Origin of the sequence: Streptomyces cinerochromogenes (genome assembly GCF_014648635.1) — a bacterium.
Classification (GTDB): domain Bacteria; phylum Actinomycetota; class Actinomycetes; order Streptomycetales; family Streptomycetaceae; genus Streptomyces; species Streptomyces cinerochromogenes.
This window is the reverse complement of the sequence record NZ_BMRM01000008.1, coordinates 134,443-153,104: the sequence shown is the minus strand read 5'-3', so window position 1 is coordinate 153,104 and position 18,662 is coordinate 134,443. Positions and strand designations below refer to the sequence as shown.

Genomic DNA, 18,662 nt, shown 5'->3' with positions numbered 1-18,662 from the left:
CCGAACCCCGATGGCCCAGTCGGTGGGTATCAAGGACGTCGCCCGCGCCGCCGGAGTGTCGGTGGGCACCGTGTCCAACGTCATCAACCGCCCGGACACCGTGGCCGGCGAGACCCGCGCCCGGGTGCTGTCCGCGATCGACCGGCTCGGCTACGTCCGCAGCGAGTCGGCGCGTCAGCTGCGGGCGGGCCGCAGCCGGATCATGGGGCTGCTCGTGCTGGACATGGGCAACCCGTTCTTCGTGGACGTCGCGCGCGGCGCCGAGCGGGCGGCCCGGCAGGCGGGGCTCGGCGTGATGGTGTGCAACAGCGCGCAGAACGCCGCCGAGGAGGCGGAATACCTGTCGCTCTTCGCCGAGCAGCGGGTGCGGGGCGTCCTGCTCACCCCGGCCGACGCCAGCGGCCGCAACATCGAGGGCTTCCGCCGGCACGGCATCCCGTTCGTGCTGGTCGACCGGGTCGCCGAGGGCACCACCGAGTGCTCGGTCTCCGTGGACGACGTCGCGGGCGGCGCGCTCGCGGTCCGGCATCTGGTGGACGCCGGGCACCGCACCATCGCCTACGTCAGCGGGCCGCCCGGCCTCAACCAGGTCCGCGACCGGCGCACCGGCGCGCTGCGCGCGCTCGCCGAGGCCGGGCTCGCCCCGGAGGCGCTGCGTGAACTGCCCACCGAACGGCTCGACGTGGCCGCCGGCCGGGACGCCGGTGCCCGGCTGCTCGGCCTCGCCGACCGGCCCACCGCCGTCTTCTGCGCCAACGACCTGCTCGCCCTCGGCGTGCTCCAGGCGATGTACGCGGCGGGCGTCACCGTCCCGGACGACCTGGCGATCGTCGGCTACGACGACATCGAGTTCGCCGCCGCTGCCGCCGTACCCCTCACCTCCGTACGCCAGCCCGCCGTCACCATGGGCGCCCTCGCCGCCGAACTGCTGCTGGAGGAGACCGAGCAGGGCGAGGGCGGGGGGAGGCGGACGCACGAGCACCGGCGCGTGGTGCTCCAGCCGGAGCTGGTGGTGCGCCGCTCCAGCCTCGCCGCACGCTGAGCACCGCACCGGCCGGAGGTCCAGCGGCCGTCCCTGATCCCGGGCTCGGCCCGCGCCCGTCCATGTGCTCAACTGGGACCCGTCCGGACCGTCCGTCCCAGGAGACCCGTTGAGCCTCAGCTACCGTCAGCCCGGCGTCGTCCTCACCGACCACCACTTCACCGTGCCCCTCGACCACGCCGACCCCGGGGGCGAGACCATCGAGCTGTACGCCCGCGAGGCGGTGGCGAGCGACAAGGCGGGGCAGGACCTGCCGTGGCTGGTGTACCTCACGGGCGGCCCCGGCTTCGGAGCGAATCGTTTCGTCGGACGTCAGTCCTGGCTCGACCGGGCCCTGCAGGAGTACCGCGTCCTGCTGCTCGACCAGCGCGGCACCGGCCGCTCCACCCCCGCCACCCGGCAGACCCTGCCGCTGCGCGGCGGCCCCGCCGCACAGGCCGACTACCTCACCCACTTCCGCGCCGACTCCATCGTCCGCGACTGCGAGGCCATCCGGCCGCGGCTCACCGGCGGCGCCCCGTGGACCGTGCTCGGCCAGAGCTTCGGCGGCTTCTGCACGGTGTCGTACCTCTCCCTCGCCCCCGAGGGCGTCCACACCGCGATCATCACGGGCGGCCTGCCCTCCCTGCACGCCCACGCCGACGACGTCTACCGGGCCGCCTACCCGCGCATCGAGCGCAAGGTCGCCGCCCACTACGACCGCTACCCGCAGGACGTGGAGCGGGCCCGCCGGATCGCCGACCACCTCCTCAGCCACGACGTGGTCCTGCCGAACGGCTACCGCTTCACGGTGGAGGCCTTCCAGTCCCTCGGCCTGATGCTCGGCACGAGCGACGGCAGCCACCGGCTGCACCTCCTGCTGGAGGACGCCTTCGTCCGCACCCCGGCCGGCCTCGAACTGTCCGACGCCTTCCAGGAACAGGCGCAGGCCCTGCTGTCGTACACCGGCCACCCCCTCTACGCCCTCGTCCACGAGACCATCTACGGCCAGGACGCCCGCCCCACCGCCTGGGCCGCCGAACGCGTCCGCGCCGAGTTCCCCCGGTTCGACGCGGCCAAGGCGCTCACCGGCGACGGCCCCGTGCTCTTCACCGGCGAGACGGTCCACCCCTGGATGTTCGAGACCGACCCGGCCCTGCGGCCCCTGCGCGAGACCGCCGACCTGCTCGCCGCCCGCACCGACTGGCGCCCGCTGTACGACCCGGCCCGCCTCGCCGCCAACGAGGTCCCGGTCGCCGCGGCCGTCTACCACGACGACATGTTCGTCGACACCGCCCACTCGCTGGAGACCGCCGCCGCGATCCGCGGGCTGCGCCCCTGGGTCACCAACGAGTACGAGCACGACGGCCTGCGCGTGGGCGCGTCCCGGGTGCTGGACCGGCTGCTGGCGCTGGTGCGCGACGAGGTGTGAGCCGTCGTCCGTCCGCGGGCCCGTCGTGGCTGGTCGCGCGGGTCCCCGCGCCCCCTCCGGGACACCGGAACAACTAGGGTGCCACCCATGACGGAGTCCAAGATCACTCAGCTCCAGCCCCTGCCCGGCGACTGGCAGCGGGCCCTCGCCGTGGTGGCGCACCCCGACGACCTGGAGTACGGCTGCTCCGCGGCCGTCGCCGCCTGGACCGACGCCGGCCGGGAGGTCGCCTATGTGCTGGCCACCCGCGGCGAGGCGGGCATCGACACCCTGGACCCCGCCGTCTGCGGCCCGCTGCGCGAGCGCGAGCAGCGGGCCGGTGCCGCCGTGGTCGGCGTCACCACCGTGGAGTTCCTCGACCACCGGGACGGCGTGATCGAGTACGGCACCGCGCTGCGCCGCGACATCGCCGCCGCGATCCGCCGCCACCGCCCCGAACTCGTGGTCACCCTCAACCACCGCGACACCTGGGGCGGGGTCGCCTGGAACACCCCCGACCACGTCGCCGTCGGCCGCGCCACCCTGGACGCCGCGGCCGACGCCGGCAACCGCTGGATCTTCCCGGAACTCGCCGAGCAGGGCCTTGAGCCCTGGAACGGCGTCCGCTGGGTGGCCGTCGCCGGCTCCAGCAGCCCCACCCACGCCGTCGACGCCACACCCGGCCTGGACCGGGCGGTGCGCTCGCTGCTCGAACACCGCACCTACATCGAGGCGTTGACCGACCAGGACCCGGAGGTCTACGTCCGTGACTTCCTGACGGAGACCACCACCGCCACCGGCAAGCGCTTCGGCGGAACACCGGCGGTGGCCTTCGAGGTGTTCGGCCGGTGACGCGGCCCGGGCCGTCCACCGCGGTACTCGGCTGCCGGCGTCAGCTGTTCGCCCTGTGCACCGGGCAGCGGTTCGCCGACAGGGGCTCCGCCGGTCCGGCCGGGTCGGCGTGTGCCGTGGTGTTCCGCCGGTCGTCCGCGGCGCGGTCGCGGGCCGGTCGCGCAGGTCCCCGTGCCCCTTCGGGGCCCCTCTCGCCGACGTCCCCGGGAACCGGCCGCCGCTCCAGCCGCAGTCGCAGTCCCTCCGGCATCAGCGTCAGGCGTTCGGCGACCGTCAGGCGGTAGCCGGGGTCGGCCGACAGGTCGTAGCGGCGCAGCAGCAGCCCCAGGACCAGGGTCGCCTCGTGCAGGGCGAACTGGCGGCCGATGCAGGCCCGGGCGCCGGTCCCGAACGGCTTGAAGACGTGTGGGGGACGGGCCCGTACGGCCGGCGCGGTGAAGCGGTCCGGGTCGAAGCGCTCGGCGTCCTCGCCCCACACCTCCGGCTCGCGGTGCAGCATCGGGGTCAGCACCATGGCCCACGCGCCCCGGCGCATCGGGTGCTCGCCGGCGAGGACCGTGTCCTGGCGGGCCTCACGGGCGAAGGCGGGCGCGGTCGGCCACAGCCGCAGCGACTCGTCCAGCACCCGGCGGACATAGCGCAGCTTGGCTATCCGGTCGTAGGCCGGCCGCTCGGTGTCACCCCAGACACGGTCCACCTCGGCGCGGGCCCGGGCGGCGATCCCGGGGTGCCGGGCGAGGTAGTACAGGGCGAAGGAGAGCGCGCCCGAGGTGGTCTCGTGACCCGCCACCAGGAACGTGATCACCTGCTTGCGGACGTTCTCCGTCGAGAGCCGCTCCCCGGTCTCCGGGTGTGCGGTGGCCAGCATGCGGTCCAGCAGGTCCCCCTCGCCGCCGCCGGACCGGCGCCGGGCGGCGACCAGGCCGTCCACCGTGCGGTTGAGGTACGCCATGTCGGCCGCGTTGCGCCGTGCGGCGGCCCGCAGCAGCAGCGGGGCCAGCGGTCCGGGCACGCTGTTCAGCTGCTGGGCGTAGCTGAGCGTGCCGACCATCGCCGTGACGAAGGGGTGCGGGCGCTCCCGCTCGAAGGAGCCGAAGTCGTGCCCGAAGCCGGTCCGCGCGATCGTCTCCAGGGTCAGCCGGGTCATGTCGCCGGGAACGTCCACCGTGCGCCCGGCCGCCAGCTGCCGGTCCCAGTGGTCGGTCAGCCGGCCGGCGACGGCCAGCATCATGCCGTGGTAGCCCTCCATGGCCTCCCGGCCGAACCCGGGCGCCAGCACGTCGTGCGCCAGCTGCCAGTTGGGCTCGTGGTTGTAGGCGGTGAACAGGCCGTCGCCGGCCAGCGGCCGCAGGTTGGCGACACCGAGGCCGACGTGCTTGGCGAACCGGGACTCGTCGGCGAGGTCGGCGACGAACCGTGACCCCCACACGAACACGAACTCCTTGCCGAACGCCCGGCGCCGGAAGACCGGTCCCAGCTCGCGCGCGAAGCGCATCGAGTCCTGCAGCGGCCGGTGCCGGTCGGCGCCCAGCACATCGCCGAGCAGCGGCAGCCGGCGCGGCGGATGCGGGATGCGGTGCAGCTCGGGCCAGCCCTGCTCGGCGCTCCGGAAACCCCTCGGCAGCCCGGTCCCCATGGTCTCCGTCGTCCCCGCCATGACGCGATCTCCCTTGATCCAGCGGACGGTTGAAGCAGCGGCGCGCGCGTGTTGTACGTGGGTTCAATAACGTGTTTCAGTGTGGTCCCCTTGTTGAATCCGCGTCAAGTAAAGTGACGCCATGCCCGCGAACCAGGGGGAGCGTGCCCGGCGCAGACTCAGCACCGGGGAACGCCGTGAGCAGCTGCTGTCGGTCGGCGCGAAGCTGTTCTCGGAGAGCCCCTACGACGAGGTGTGGATCGAGCAGGTCGCCGAGATCGCCGGGGTGTCGCGCGGGCTGCTGTACCACTACTTCCCGACCAAGCGGGACTTCTTCGCCGCCGTCGTGGAGCGGGAGAGCGCGCGCATGCTGCGCATGACGGCCGCCGAGCCCGGGGTCCCGGTGCGCGAGCAGCTCGCCGCCGGCCTCGACACCTACCTCGGCTACGTCCAGGCCCACGCCCACGGCTTCCGCGCCTTCCACCGGGCCGACGCGGCCGGTGACCAGGCCGTGCGCCGGGTCTACCAGCGGGCGCTGGCCGCGCAGGAGAAGCAGATCCTGGCCGCGCTCGCCGCCGACCCCGAGTTCGGTCCCGTCGTCCAGACCGCTCCCCAGGTGCGGCTGGCGGTGCGCGGCTGGCTCGCCTTCACCACCGCGGTGTGTCTCGAGTGGCTGCGCGGGGAGGGCGGGCTGAGCCGGGAGCAGGTGCGCGACCTGTGTGCCCGCGCGCTGCTGGGCGTCCTGCCGTAGGCCCGTCGCGGGTGTCGCCGTACCTCTGTCGTGGCGGTCGGTGGGGCGTGGTTGGCGTGCGCTCCGATCTCCGATAGGTTAGGCAAGGCTTACCTAAGGAGGTCTCGGATGGGTGACACGCAGGACTGGACGGCCGCCCCCGGCGCGGCGGAACGGGCACGCTCGGTGCTGGCCACCGCGTGGTCGTGCGCGGTGACCGCGGACGGCGCCCGCGAGGAGTACGTCGGCGCGCACTCCGTGACCGAGGACGGCGCGGTGCGGCTGGCGGTGCCCGACGACAGCGCCCTGTTCGGCGCGGTCCTGTGCGCCCCGCGCCAGGAGCCCCCCGCCCTGCTGGAGTTCGCCGACGTCGCCCCCGTACCGGTGCGCCACCGCATCCGTGCCCGGCTCTGGCTCTCCGGCTGGCTCGCCCCCTGTGAGGGCACCCTCCTCTTCCGGCCCACCCGCGTGGTGCTGCGCCGAGCCTCCGGGGCCGTGGTGGTGGACCCGGACGAGTTCACCACCGCCCGGCCCGACCCCCTCGCCGGCGCCGAGGCCCGGCTGCTCACCCACCTCGCCGACGCCCACCCGGACGCCGTCGAACGGCTCACCCGCCTGGTCCGGCCCGAGAGCCTGCACGCCGCGACCCGGGTGGCGCCGCTCGCCGTCGACCGGCACGGACTGACCCTGCGCATCGAACGCACCCGCGCCCACGGCGACGTACGGCTGCCCTTCCACACGCCCGCCGACGACGTCGCCCAGCTCACCGAGCGCGTCCACGCCCTGCTGGCCCAGGCCGGTGCGGCCGCCTGCCCCCGCGCGCTACAGCGGCAGCGCGCAGACGGCGACGGGTGACACGAACGGCTCGCCCGCCGGGCGGAGTCCACCGCTGTCGGGGTCGACGTGGAACACGGTGACCGTGCCGGAGCGCTGGTTCGCCGCGAACAGCAGCCGGCCGTCCGGCGCGAACGCGATCTGCCGCGGGAAGTCCCCGCCCACCGGCACCGTGCCGAGCAGCCGCAGCCGTGCTCCGCCCGCCTCGACGGCGTACCGGGCGAGGCTGTTGTGGCCGCGGTTGGCGAGGAAGGCGTACCGGCCGTCCGCCGTCACCAGGATCTGCGCCGGATAGTTCGTCCCGCCCCGCGACCCCGTGGGCTGCGGCTCGCCGATCGTCAGGCGTCCGGTCCCCGGGTCGTAGCCGCACACGGCGACGGTGTCGTCCACCTCGTTGGCCAGGTAGGCGTACCGGCCGCCCGGGTGGAAGGTCAGATGGCGCGGCCCCGCACCGGGCCGGGTGTGCGCCTGCGCGACCTCGCTGAGCGTGCCCTTCGCCTGGTCGAGGCGGTAGGTGTAGACGGTGTCGGTGCCCAGGTCCACGGCGAGGACGTGCCCGCCGTCGGGACTCGTGAGGACCTGGTGGGCGTGCGGGCCCTGCTGCCCGGGGCCGGGCGGCGGAGAACCGTGCGTGACCAGGTCGGTGCGCTCGCCGAGGGCGCCCGTGGCGTCGACCGGGTGCACGGCGACACTGCCCGAGCCGTAGTTGGCGCTCAGCAGCCAGCGCCCGCTCGGGTGCACCGACAGGTGACAGGGCCCGGCGCCGCCCGTGCTCCGGGTGCCGAGGACCCGCCGGTCCGCCAGGCGTACGGCCGTCACCCCGCCGTCCTGCCGCTCGTCCACCGCGTACAGCGTGCGGCCGTCCGGATGCACGGCGAGGTACGACGGGTCGGGGACCCCGCCGAGCGTGCCCGACCCGGTGATCCGGCCCGACTCGGGGTCGTACGACGCGAGACCGATGCCGGTGCCGCCGCCCTCGACGGAGGTGTAGGTGCCCACGTACAGCGGGCGCGGACCGGACGGCCCGCGGGGCGGTGGGGCCGCCTCCGGACGGTGCTCGGGCGCCTCGCGGTCCGCCGGCGGGGCCGCCGGGGACGGCACCGCCACGACGGCCGCCGTGCCGGCCACCGCCCCGACGAACCGGCGCCTGGTCCAGCCGCCGCGCTCGCGGTCCCGCCGGGCCGGGGAAGACCCCCGGCCCTCCGTCCGTGCCTCCGTGTCCATGCCGCACCTCAGGTCGTCGGTCGCGCTCGCCCCGCTCGTGACAGCCACCTTGGCCCGAGCACGCCACCGAGGGCAAGCCGGGCAACGGGCGTTGCGTGTGCTGCAACCCGCGGTGGCGGTGGCGCCAACGGCGGCTCAGACGCTGGTGCCGTCGGTGGGTCGGGCCGTGGTGCCGGCGGAGGCTTCGGCCGTGGTGCCGGCGCGGCTACCACTCGCCGTCCTCGACCGGCCTGCCCGGCGCGTCCTTGAGCGGTGTCACCTGCCCGGCGGACGGCGCCTGCCACGGGTCCAGGTCGTTCCCGAGCCACTCGCCGACCGGTTTGACCGCCTCCAGGGTGTCCGCGGGGGCGAGGTCCTCGGAGTCCTCGTCGTAGTAGTCGTACCAGGGCAGGCCCGCCCGGGTGTACGCGGCCCGGTCGACCGGCGACGGCGGGGGCTCCTCGCCGGTGATCCGGCGCCACTCAGGGGGCGTGACCAGGTGCACGAACACCCGCCCGGCCGGGACCTCGGACCAGTCGCCGAGCGGCCGGTCGTCCCGGTAGACCTCCTGCCGCATCGAGCCGCCCGCACCGAGTCCCATGGCCGCGGCGCGCCGCGGGGCGGCAGCCGGGGGAGCGGGGGCGCCGAAGGACGCGCCGGGCGGGGGCGGCGGCGCTCCACCGGGGGCCGCCGCGGCCAGGGGCGGCGCCGCGCCGTACCCGCCGCCGTACCCCCCGTAGCCGCCGGGCGGGCCGGCCGGGGCCTGCTGCCGCGCCCGCGCACGCTCCTGCTCCCGGCGCCGCCACTCGGCGAGGGCCTCCTCCCTCAGCGGGAAGGACTGGAGCTGGACCCCGCCCCACACCTCCTCGCCGGTGACCTGTCCCTCGACGGTCGCGCCCAGCCCCAGCGGTACGGCCACGAACTGGCGGACCGTGCCCCTGCCGGAGTTGATGCCGTCCAGCCACGGCTGGCGGGGCAGCACCACGTAGTTCTGCGGGCGCCGGGACAGCCGGTCGCGCCACGGCTTGCCGGAGACCGCGCACACCTTGCCCACGCCGACCTGGAGGGCGGCCGGCTCCGTCGTGCCGCCGAAGCCCAGCCACATCGCCTCGCGCAGGTACACCGGCAGCATCACGCCGCCCCGTGCCCGCATCCGTTCCGGCACCCGGTCGGCGTGGTCGGCCACCCGGCGGACCGGGAACTCGCCCAGGCCCGGCGGCAGCGGATGGGTGCCGCTCTCCGGCAGCCGCAGCGTGCGGACGAACCGCACCGCCACCCCGCCGGGCAGCCGCAGTGTGTTCCCGTCGATCCGGACCCCGCCACCGGTCATCCGTACGCTCCCTCGCCCTCGGCGCCGGCCCGCTCCGGCCGCTTCCTCAGCGATAACGCTCGCCGAACCCCGCGCGGTTCCGCCACAGCTCCTCCTGCACCCCCAGCCGGTCGCGCAGCCAGGCCAGCCGGGGCAGCTTGGTCCGCTGCCGGCGCGAGACCCGGTCCAGCTCCTCCATCAGGCGGCGGGCGCGGTGCTCGGTGTTCAGCTCGTCGATGATCCGGGTGGTCTCGGTCAGGACGGCGCCGAGCAGCTGCCAGTGCGCCCAGTCCTTGCGGATCTCCTCCTGCAGCAGCTCGGCCAGCCGGTCCCGGGTGCCGGCCGCGGTGCGCAGTTCGGCACTCAGCCGCTCCTCCGCCGACTCGGCGTTCTCGCTCAGATGGGTGGTCACCAGCACGGCGAAGCTGACGATGGCGTCGGCGATCTCCGACAGCAGCTGCTCCACGGTCGCCCCCACCCGGGGCGGGAACAGCTCCTGGGGCCCGCGGGCCTTCGCCAGGTCCGTGAAGGAGCGGGCCAGCACCCGCAGCACCACCGTGCAGATCTCCAGCGTGTCCAGACCGGTGCGCAGCACCACCCGGTGCAGCAGCCCCTCCTTCACCCTCGGATTGAGCCGCAGGCTGTCCTCGGCCTGCCGCAGCGCCGCGTCCACCTGCACGATGTCGTGGTCGAGCCGGCGTGCCTCGTGCAGTCGCTCGGCGGCCCGCTCCCACGGGATCCGGCCGGCGGCCTCCTCGCCCATCCGCAGCATCAGCTGCCGCACCCGCCGGGCCAGGTCCTCGATGGACCGGCCCGCCTCCTCCACCCATACCGGGGGCGGAAGCAGCAGGTTGCAGGCGGTGCCGACGACCGCGCCGATCAGCGTCTCCACGATCCGCGCCCACGCCGTGAACCCGACCGTGGTCACCCCGAGCACCAGCATGGCGCTGATCGCCACCTCGGCCACGTACTCGTCGACGCGCACCAGGTGCCCGACGGCGAGCGCGGCGACGATCAGCAGCGCGAGGCTCCACCAGGTCAGGCCCACCAGCACACTGAAGGCGATCGCCACCAGCACTCCGGCGACCACCGAGTTCACCCGGCGGATGCCGTTGGTGAGGGTGGCGTAGAAGGTCACCTGGACGACCAGCAGCGCGGTCAGCGGCGCGGTGAGCGGGGCCGGCTCGGGACTCAGCCGGAGCGCGATGACGTAGGCGACCGTCGCGGCCGCGGCCGACCGCAGCGTCTGGACGACCACCGGCTCCCGGCGGCGTTTCGCCAGACGCAGCAGCCCCGTGGTCCACTCTCGTACGTCGTGCATCCCTTGGCCTGTTCCCCGTCCTCGGGAGCATCGAACGTGGCCGTTTGCGGACTGCTTCTGTCTGTTTCCGGCCAGGTGCTTACGCGTACAGCTTGTCGAGGAACGCGGAGAGATTGCCGCGCGTGCGGGCGATCTGCTCCTCCAGGGTCAGGCTCTCCTCGAACCGGGCGCCGGACTCCGGGACCTTCCTGCCGCGCACGTACAGCGAACACGCCAGGTCCGTGCACATGTACAGCCCGACCGAGTTGCCCTCGCGGCCCGCCGCGCCCGCCTTCCGCGCGGTCATCAGGGACACCCCACCGCCGGGATGGGTGGTCAGGCACACCGAGCACATGCTGCGGTGCAGGAAACCCCGCTGGGAGGCGGGGAAGCGCAGGGCGACGCCGGTGAGCCGGCCGTCCCGCTCGGTGACCAGATAACTGCGGTCCGGGGCGCCGGGATCGCGCCATCCGAGGAAGTCCAGGTCGTCCCAGGGGCGTTCCCCGAGATCGCGCGGGACGGCCAGCCGCTTGGCCTCGCCCTTGGAGCAGTTGACGAACGAGGTGCGGATGTCCTGCTCGGTGAGCGGTCTCATGAGGGGAGTCCTTCCGGAATCGGGGGCCTGAAGCCTGGGCGCTGAAACCTAGGGGCCCTAGGTTCTCGGCTATCCTATTTAGCCAACGGAAGGGTGGGCCAATGAATTTCCCGGCCCCCTACGACCCCTCGGTGACCCTCGGCTCCGGTGGCCACACGCCCGCGGCCAGGACGCCCTGGGCGTAGGCGCGGGCGACCAGCTCGGTGCGGTTGGCGGCGCCCCAGCGGGCCGACAGCCGACGCAGGTGATAGGTGACGCCGTCCCTGCTGAGGCCCAGTTCACGGGCGGCGCGGGCGGTGGTGGCGCCGCCGGCCAGCAGGGCCAGCACCCGCCGCTCCACCTCAGTGGTCCGCACCGGCTCCGGCTCCGGCGCGGCCCGCTCGCCGTCCACCCGCAGCATCACCAGCAGCGCCGGTGTCTCCTCCACGCTGTCGCTGACCGGATCCGCCGTCAGCTCCCCGTGCCGCTCGCCCCCGCCGGGCGCCGGCCAGCACACCGACACCTGGTAGCGGGAGCGGTGCCGCAGCCGCAGCGCCTCGGCGATCCGCTCCACCTGTCCGGCCTCCTGCGGCCGGAACAGCTCCAGCACGTGCCGGCCGCACAGCCGGCCCGGGGTCGTACCGCACTCCGCGGCCATCGCCGGGTTCGCCAGCACCACCTGGCCGTACACGTCGCACACCGCCACCGGCACCGCCACCCGGTCGAACAGCATCAGCGCACGGTTGCGCCACACCACCGCGTCGGCCCCACCCGTTTCCATGGCACCTCCCGGTTCGCCGGCCGACTGCCATCCAAGAGGAAGTGGCAGGTCAGCGGCAACTCGGGGGAGCGGGGGTCGACGTCAGGCCACCCGTGCCCGTCGCCGGCCGTCGCCAGGCCGCCCGGGCCCGCCGCCGACCGGCGCGCCTCCGTGCCTCCGTGCCTCCGTGCCCCCGCGCCTCCGCGCTCGTCACGGTGCGGCGGGCGGCGACCGCCGGGAGGCCGGGTCCGTCGAGGAGTGCGAGGAGTGCGAGGAGTGCGTCGAGACGGGCCGCGGAACGGGCGTCGCGGCCCGCCTCGCCACCCCTTCGCACAGTCCGGCGGGCTCCCCCGAAGCGTGCGGCGCGGGCGGTCACGCGCAAGCCCCGGTGCCGACTTTCCACTGCACGAACGTGTAGTGCCCTGGCACGGGCACCACCCGCCCGTCGACCACCCTGGGACGCAGTAACCCGCTACCGCGAAAGGCAGTTGGCGCGTCATGCCCCCCACCGCACTGCACTCCGGACCGGCCGCACCCCTGGCCGGCGTCCCCGTCGTCGACATCACCGCCACCGGTCCCGGCCGCACCCCGATCCAGCAGGTCATGGGGCTGATGCGGGAGCACGGGCCGGTGCTGGTGCGCCGGCTGCACGGCCGGGACGCGATGTTCGTCGCCGACGCCGGCCTGGTCGCCGACCTGGCCGACGAGGAGCGCTTCGCCAAGCACATCGGGCCCGCCCTGGAGAACGTGCGCGAGTTCGCCGCCGACGGCCTGTTCACGGCGTACAACGACGAGCCCAACTGGGCCAGGGCGCACGACATCCTGATGCCCGCCTTCGCGCTCGGCTCCATGCGCACCTACCACCCGGTGATGCTGAAGGTGGCCCGGCGGCTCATCGACTCCTGGGACCGTGCGGCGCGGGACGGCCGGCCCGTCGACGTGCCCGACGACATGACCCGGATGACGCTCGACACCATCGGGCTGGCCGGGTTCGACTACGACTTCGGCTCCTTCGAGCGCGACGAGCCGCACCCCTTCGTGGAGTCGATGGTCCGCTGCCTGGAGTGGAGCATGACCCGCCTGGCCCGCACCCCGGACGCGGACCACTCCGCGGCCGACGCGGCCTTCCGCCGCGACGCCGACTACCTCGCCCGGGTCGTGGACGACGTGATCGCCGCCCGCACCGGCACCGACCAGAGCGGCGCCGAGGACCTCCTCGGTCTCATGCTCAGTGCCCCGCACCCCGCCGACGGCACCACCCTCGACCCGGCCAACATCCGCAACCAGGTCATCACCTTCCTGATCGCCGGCCACGAGACCACCTCCGGCGCGATGTCCTTCGCCCTGTACTACCTCGCCAAGCACCCCGCCGTCCTCCGGCTCGTGCAGCGCGAGGCCGACGCGCTGTGGGGCGACACCCCCGACCCGGAGCCGACGTACGAGGACGTCGGCCGGCTCACCTACACCCGCCAGGTACTGAACGAGGCGCTGCGGCTGTGGCCGACGGCCGCCGCGTTCAGCCGCCACGCCCGCGAGGACACCCTGCTCGGCGGCCGGATCCCGCTGCGCGCCGGACAGGCCGTCACCGTGCTCGCGCCGATGCTCCACCGCCAGCCCGTGTGGGGTGACAACCCGGAGCTGTTCGACCCCGAGCGCTTCACTCCCGAGGCCGAGGCGGCCCGCCCGGTGCACGCCTTCAAGCCGTTCGGCACCGGTGAACGCGCCTGCATCGGACGGCAGTTCGCGCTGCACGAGGCGACCATGCTGCTCGCCCTGCTGGTCCACCGCTACCGGCTGCACGACCACGCCGGCTACCGGCTCACCGTGAAGGAGACCCTCACCCTCAAGCCCGAGGGCTTCACCCTCACGCTCGCGCCGCGCACCCCCGCCGACCGCGTGCACGCCCCCCTGCCCGGTGCCGCCCCCGCGCCGGCCGCCGGCACCCCCGCCCCGGACGCCCTCCCGGCCCGCGTCCGCCCCGGCACCCGCGCCCTCTTCCTGCACGGCAGCAACTACGGCACCTGCCGGGACTTCGCCGCCCAGCTCGCCGACGAGGCCGCCGCCGTGGGCTGCGCCACCGAGGTCGCCGCCCTGGACGCGTACGCGGACGGCCTGCCCACGGACCGTCCCGTCGTCATCACCGCCGCCTCCTACAACGGCCGCCCCACCGACGACGCCGTCGCCTTCGCCGCCTGGCTCGACGGCACCCCCGACCTGACCGGCGTGACCTACGCCGTCCTCGGCGTCGGCGACCGCAACTGGGCCGCCACCTACCAGCAGGTCCCGACCCGCGTCGACGCCCGCCTCGCCGAACTCGGCGCCACCCGGCTCACCGAGCGCGCCGCCGCCGACGCATCCGGCGATCTCACCGGCGCGGTACGCGAGTTCACGGGCCGGCTGCGCGCCGCGCTGCTGACCGAGTACGGCGACCCGGACGCCGGGAACGACGGCCCCGCCGAGCCCGCCCACGCCTACACGGTGCGCACCCTGACGGGCGGCCCGCTGGACGCCCTCGCCGAACGGCACGGTCTGGTCCCGATGACGGTCACCGAGGCCCACGACCTCACCGCCCCGGACCACCCCCGCACCAAGCGGTTCCTGCGCATCGCGCTGCCCGAGGGCGTCACCTACCGCACCGCCGACCACCTGACCGTGCTGCCCGCCAACGCCCCCGACCTGGTGGAGCGCGCCCTCGTCGCGTTCGGCCTGGACGCCGACGCGGTCCTGGACATCCGGGCCACCCGCCCGCGCCGCGACGGACTCGCCGTCGACCGGCCGCTGACGGTGCGCGAACTCCTGACCCACCACGTGGAGTTGCAGGAGCGGCCGACGGACCGGCAGCGGGCCCTCCTCGCCGAGGCCAACCCCTGCCCGCCCGAGCGTGCCGCCCTCGCCGCCCCGACCGGCGACGACCCGCGCACCCTGGTGGAGCTGGCCGAGGACCACCCCGCCCTGCGCGGAGCCCTCGGCTGGCCGCTCCTGCTCGACCTGCTGACCCCGCTGCGGCCCCGCCACTACTCCATCTCCTCGGCACCGGCGGCCGACCCGCGCCACGCCGACCTCATGGTGTCCGTGCTCGACGCCCCGGCCCGGTCGGGCAAGGGCCGCTACCGGGGCACCGGCTCCGGACACCTCGCCTCCCTGCGCCCCGGCGACACCGTGTACGCCCGTGTCCAGCCCTGCCGCGAGGCGTTCCGGATCGACGGCTCGGCACCGGTCGTGATGGTCGCCGCGGGCACCGGACTCGCCCCGTTCCGGGGTGCCGTCGCCGATCGCCTGGCCGCCCGCCAGGCAGGCACCCGACTTCCGCAGGCGCTCCTCTACTTCGGCTGTGACGCTCCCGACGCGGACTACCTGCACGCCGAGGAGCTGCGGGCGGCCGAGCGGGCCGGAGCGGTGTCCCTGCGCCCGGCCTTCAGCGCCGCCCCCGAGAACGGGGCCGCCTTCGTGCAGCACCGGATCGCCGCCGAGGGCGCCGAGGTGTGGCGGCTGCTGACCGCCGGCGCCCGGGTGTACGTCTGCGGCGACGGCGCCCGCATGGCCCCCGGCGTCCGCGAGGCCTTCCGTGCCCTGTACCGCGAGCACACCCCCGGCGCCGACCGGGCGGCGGCCGAGCGGTGGCTCGACGCGCTGGTGGCGGACGGGCGTTACGTGGAGGACGTGTACGCGGCGGGCTGAGGCGCCGCCGGGGAGGGGGCACGTGATGGCGGACTCCGGCGCGGGGGCGGGGGTGGGGACGGGGGGTTCCGGCGCGCGGGACCAGGCGGGGGCCCCCGGTCGCCGGCTTCGTCTCCCTGGCCCTGCCCGGACGACGTCGAGAGGACCAGGACTTCCTCGTCGGCTACCAGGACGGGGGAGGCCGGGCCCGTTCCGACCGGTCGCAGCGGCTGCGGTACGCCCTCCAGCGCGCCTGCCTCCGCCTGATCATGCTGGTCGGGACGGTGCCCCGGGCGGTCGACGCGGACCGGCAGCGGCGGACCCAGGAGACCGTCGCGCCGGCGCCGGTCGCCGCGCCGGGCGGCATCGAGCGCCTCGGCCTTAGCTCACATCGTGAACTAAGGGTTGGCAGAATGTCGCGTTCCAGCTGCCCGAAGGGGTATGTTGCAGGTCGGGCACGGTTCGTGAAGGGAGCCACATGGCGGGGCGCAACGGGCGCACGGTACGCGACCTGAGACGAGGCAACCGTACGGCGGTGCTCCAGCGGCTGTACTTCGACGGGCCGCTCAGCCGGTTCGAACTGGGCCCGGCCACCGGACTCAGCTCCGGCTCGGTCAGCAACGTGGTCGCGGACCTGATCGCCGACGGACTGGTCGAGGAGGCCGGCAGCGTCGACTCCGACGGCGGCCGGCCCCGCACCCTGCTGCGGGTCGCCCCGGACAGCGGCCAGATGATCGGCGTCGACGTCGGCGAGACCCGCGTGCGGGTGGAGCTGTTCGACCTGGCCCTCACCGAACTGGCCCGCGTGGAACGGCCTTTGACCCCGCAGGGTTACGACGTCGACGTCATCGCCGGCCACATCCGCGACGGCGTCGCCGAGGTCCTCACCGCCGAACAGGCCGACCCGGGGCGGCTGCTCGGTGCCGGTGTCGGCGTCCCGGGCATCGTGGAGCACACCCCGGACCGGGGCGCCGTCGTCCACGGGCAGACCATCGGCTGGGACGCGGTGCCCCTGGAGCAGCTGCTCCGCTCGGCCTCGCCGCTCCCGGACGGGGTGCCGTACTTCATCGACAACGGAGCCAAGACCCTCGGCCAGGCCGAGATGTGGTTCGGCGCCGGGCGCGGCGCCCGCAACGCCGTCGTGGTGCTCTTCGGCTCCGGTGTCGGTGCCTGCCTGGTCACGCCCGAGGTGGAGCACGGGCGGGCGGTGGAGTGGGGGCACCTGACGGTCCGGGTGCGCGGGCGCCGCTGCCGCTGCGGTGCGCCGGGCTGCCTGGAGGCCTACGCGGGCGCGGAGTCGCTGCTCGCCCGCTGGCGCGAGGAGGGCGGCCGGCCGCCCGAGGGCACCGACGAGGAGACCGCGCTCACCGCGATGCTCGCCGCCGCCTACCCGTCCGGGGACGGTACGCCCGACCCGGTCGCGCTGGCCGTCCTGGAGGAGACCGCGGAGTACCTGGGCGCCGGCCTGTCCGACCTGATCAACCTCTTCCAGCCCGAGCGGATCCTGATCGGCGGCTGGGCGGGCCTCCAGCTGGGCAGCCGCTTCCTGCCCGCCGTACGCCGGCACGCGGCCACGTATGCCCTGCGACACCCGGCCGACAAGGTCACCATCGACCTCGGCCTGCTCGGCCCGGACGCGGTCACGGTCGGGGCCGCGATCCTCCCCCTGGCGGAGTTCTTCGCCGCCGGCGGCCGCCGTCCCGAACCCACCACCGAGCCCCGCCTGCCCGCCTGGCGGACCGCCCTCCAGGACCGCGCTCCCCAGTGAACGGGGCGTCTCCCCGCTGAGCGGTGCGTCTTCCCCGGCTCGGTGCGTATGTCTCGGCTCGGGCAGACGCACCGAGCCGGGACAGGCCCTCCCCTCAGGCCGACGGCTCCTGCGGTCCCGGATGTTCCGGGTGGACCGTGCCGCTGCGGGGGGAGCCGCGGGGGCCGGTGCCGGCCTCGTCCGTGTCCGGTACGGCGTCCTCGTCCGGTTCGTCGTCGCGCGGGCGGGCCGGGCTGACGTCCCACGGGTCCTTGTCGTCGCGGGCCTGCTGGTCGGGCATGTCCCGGGGGACCGGCCGTCGCCCGGATCCGGACCCGGGTTTCTGCACAGACATGGCGTTCTTCCTTCCTCCCGCGGCTCAGCCGACCTTCCGTCCACGCATCGGCTCGGTCTCCATCCCGCCGCCCTTCTGCAGCCCGTCCAGGAACTCCTGGAGCACCTCGGTCGCCGTGCGCCGGGGCTCCCAGCCCAGCTCGGCGCGCGCCCGTGCGCAGTCCATCAGGGGCAGCCGCAGCACCGCGTCGAACAGGTGCGGGGACGCGGGCAGCAGGCGCAGTCCCCACGCGGCGGCGATCGCCGAGCGGGCCGCCGCGCGCGGCAGCCGCAGCGGCCGGGAGCCGAGCAGTTCGGAGAGGACACCCGCGTCGAGCGGGGGGTCGGCGGCCAGGTTGAAGGCGCCCCGGGCGCTGTCCGTGCGTACCGCGAGCCGGTAGGCCTCGGCCGCGTCGTCCGTGTGCAGCGCCTGCACCCTCAGCCCCGGGATGTCCGGCAGGACCGGCAGCAGCTCCGGCCGGGCCAGCGGGCCGGGCAGGAACCGCCCGCCGAAGATCCGCCGCTGCTCGCTCGCCGACTCCCACTTGAACAGGAACGCCGGGCGCATCCGGACCACCCGCACCTCCGGGTGGTCCCGCTCGAACACGTCCAGCGTGCGTTCCAGATAGGCCTTCTCCCGGCAGTACGCCGCATCGGGCCAGCCGTGTGTCGGCCAGGACTCGTCCACCGGCCGGTCCTTCGGGCCCGGCGAGTACGCCCCGACGGAGGACGCGTGCACCAGCACCGGTACCCGGGCCGCGGCGACGGCCTCGAAGACCCGGATGCTCCCGAGCACGTTCGTCCGCCAGGTGGTGGCCGGATCGTGCGTCGGCTGGAACGCCCAGGCCAGATGGATCACGGCGTCGGCACCCTCGAACCGCTCGGCGAGGTTGTCCTCGTCCGAGGCCAGGTCGACGGCGGACCACTCGGTCTTGGGCGGCGACCACGCGGGAATCCGCCGGGCCAGCCCCCGCACCGACTTCACCCCGGGATCCTCCGAGAGCAGCCGCACCACACTCGTCCCGACGTTGCCCGTGGCGCCTGTCACGACCACCCTGCTGCCCGCTGAGCTGCTCACCTTCGGCTCCTTACGTCGGCATCGGCGGAGGTTGCGACGAGCGGCCGGGTACCCGGCGGCCGGAGCCGCACACGCGGCGCCCCCCGGACGGCGGACAGCAGGCAGCGGACAGCGGAACGGGCAGCGGGCCGCGGGCGGCAAGCAGCCGGCAGCAGGCAGGGGAAAGCCCCGGCCGTGACGGGGGAATCACGACCGGGGCGGTCGGGTGGTGGGTGCG

At 75.0% G+C, this 18,662-nt stretch carries 15 protein-coding genes; 7 read left to right on the top strand and 8 right to left on the bottom strand.

What is annotated here, in order from left to right; genetic code table 11:
• Positions 1–10: 10 nt before the first annotated feature.
• The 3 genes from IEZ20_RS17340 (at position 11) to IEZ20_RS17330 (ending at position 3,284) form a co-directional block, all read left to right on the top strand.
• Positions 11–1,042, top strand: coding sequence for a LacI family DNA-binding transcriptional regulator (locus IEZ20_RS17340; RefSeq protein ID WP_189299467.1), 1,032 nt, complete (start codon positions 11–13; stop codon positions 1,040–1,042).
• Between the two features lie 109 nt (positions 1,043–1,151).
• A complete protein-coding gene (locus IEZ20_RS17335) occupies positions 1,152–2,453 on the top strand; it encodes an alpha/beta fold hydrolase (protein ID WP_189299465.1) in 1,302 nt (433 codons plus the stop codon).
• Between the two features lie 87 nt (positions 2,454–2,540).
• Positions 2,541–3,284, top strand: coding sequence for a PIG-L deacetylase family protein (locus IEZ20_RS17330; RefSeq protein WP_189299463.1), 744 nt, complete (start codon positions 2,541–2,543; stop codon positions 3,282–3,284).
• A 40-nt stretch (positions 3,285–3,324) separates the two neighbouring features.
• Here the strand turns inward: IEZ20_RS17330 and IEZ20_RS17325 are convergent, their stop codons facing one another.
• The gene (locus IEZ20_RS17325) at positions 3,325–4,941 is read right to left on the bottom strand and encodes a cytochrome P450 (RefSeq protein ID WP_189299461.1); all 1,617 of its coding nucleotides are present in this window, start codon (positions 4,939–4,941) and stop codon (positions 3,325–3,327) included.
• A 121-nt stretch (positions 4,942–5,062) separates the two neighbouring features.
• On the opposite strand from IEZ20_RS17325, the gene IEZ20_RS17320 reads away from it, so the two are divergent.
• Positions 5,063–5,671: a TetR/AcrR family transcriptional regulator gene (locus IEZ20_RS17320; protein WP_189299450.1), complete on the top strand. Its 609-nt coding sequence runs from the start codon at positions 5,063–5,065 to the stop codon at positions 5,669–5,671.
• 108 nt (positions 5,672–5,779) lie between these two features.
• Entirely contained in the window at positions 5,780–6,505 is a 726-nt protein-coding gene (locus IEZ20_RS17315; protein ID WP_189299449.1) for a DUF2470 domain-containing protein, read from the top strand.
• On the opposite strand, the gene IEZ20_RS17310 is transcribed toward IEZ20_RS17315, so the two are convergent.
• From IEZ20_RS17310 to IEZ20_RS17290, 5 genes are all read right to left on the bottom strand, one after another.
• Positions 6,473–7,708: a lactonase family protein gene (locus IEZ20_RS17310; RefSeq protein WP_373303940.1), complete on the bottom strand. Its 1,236-nt coding sequence runs from the start codon at positions 7,706–7,708 to the stop codon at positions 6,473–6,475. The two genes, IEZ20_RS17315 and IEZ20_RS17310, sit on opposite strands and share 33 nt — an antisense overlap.
• 205 nt (positions 7,709–7,913) lie before the next feature.
• Positions 7,914–9,017: a hypothetical protein gene (locus IEZ20_RS17305; protein ID WP_189299447.1), complete on the bottom strand. Its 1,104-nt coding sequence runs from the start codon at positions 9,015–9,017 to the stop codon at positions 7,914–7,916.
• A gap of 46 nt (positions 9,018–9,063) precedes the next feature.
• On the bottom strand, positions 9,064–10,317 hold the full coding sequence (locus IEZ20_RS17300) for an aromatic acid exporter family protein (protein WP_189299445.1): 1,254 nt from the start codon (positions 10,315–10,317) through the stop codon (positions 9,064–9,066).
• 79 nt (positions 10,318–10,396) lie between these two features.
• A complete protein-coding gene (locus tag IEZ20_RS17295; RefSeq protein ID WP_189299443.1) occupies positions 10,397–10,891 on the bottom strand; it encodes an FBP domain-containing protein in 495 nt (164 codons plus the stop codon).
• 118 nt (positions 10,892–11,009) lie between these two features.
• Entirely contained in the window at positions 11,010–11,651 is a 642-nt protein-coding gene (locus IEZ20_RS17290) for a PAS domain-containing protein (protein WP_189299441.1), read from the bottom strand.
• A 477-nt stretch (positions 11,652–12,128) separates the two neighbouring features.
• Here IEZ20_RS17290 and IEZ20_RS17285 point away from each other — a divergent pair, with 477 nt between their 5' ends.
• Positions 12,129–15,308 (top strand): cytochrome P450, encoded by a 3,180-nt coding sequence (locus tag IEZ20_RS17285; protein WP_189299428.1) that lies wholly within the window; start codon positions 12,129–12,131, stop codon positions 15,306–15,308.
• A 457-nt stretch (positions 15,309–15,765) separates the two neighbouring features.
• Positions 15,766–17,055 (top strand): ROK family transcriptional regulator, encoded by a 1,290-nt coding sequence (locus tag IEZ20_RS17280; protein WP_189299418.1) that lies wholly within the window; start codon positions 15,766–15,768, stop codon positions 17,053–17,055.
• A gap of 94 nt (positions 17,056–17,149) precedes the next feature.
• On the opposite strand, the gene IEZ20_RS17275 is transcribed toward IEZ20_RS17280, so the two are convergent.
• A complete protein-coding gene (locus tag IEZ20_RS17275; protein ID WP_189299416.1) occupies positions 17,150–17,389 on the bottom strand; it encodes a hypothetical protein in 240 nt (79 codons plus the stop codon).
• 24 nt (positions 17,390–17,413) lie between these two features.
• The gene (locus IEZ20_RS17270) at positions 17,414–18,445 is read right to left on the bottom strand and encodes an SDR family oxidoreductase (RefSeq protein WP_189299414.1); all 1,032 of its coding nucleotides are present in this window, start codon (positions 18,443–18,445) and stop codon (positions 17,414–17,416) included.
• Positions 18,446–18,662 lie beyond the last annotated feature (217 nt).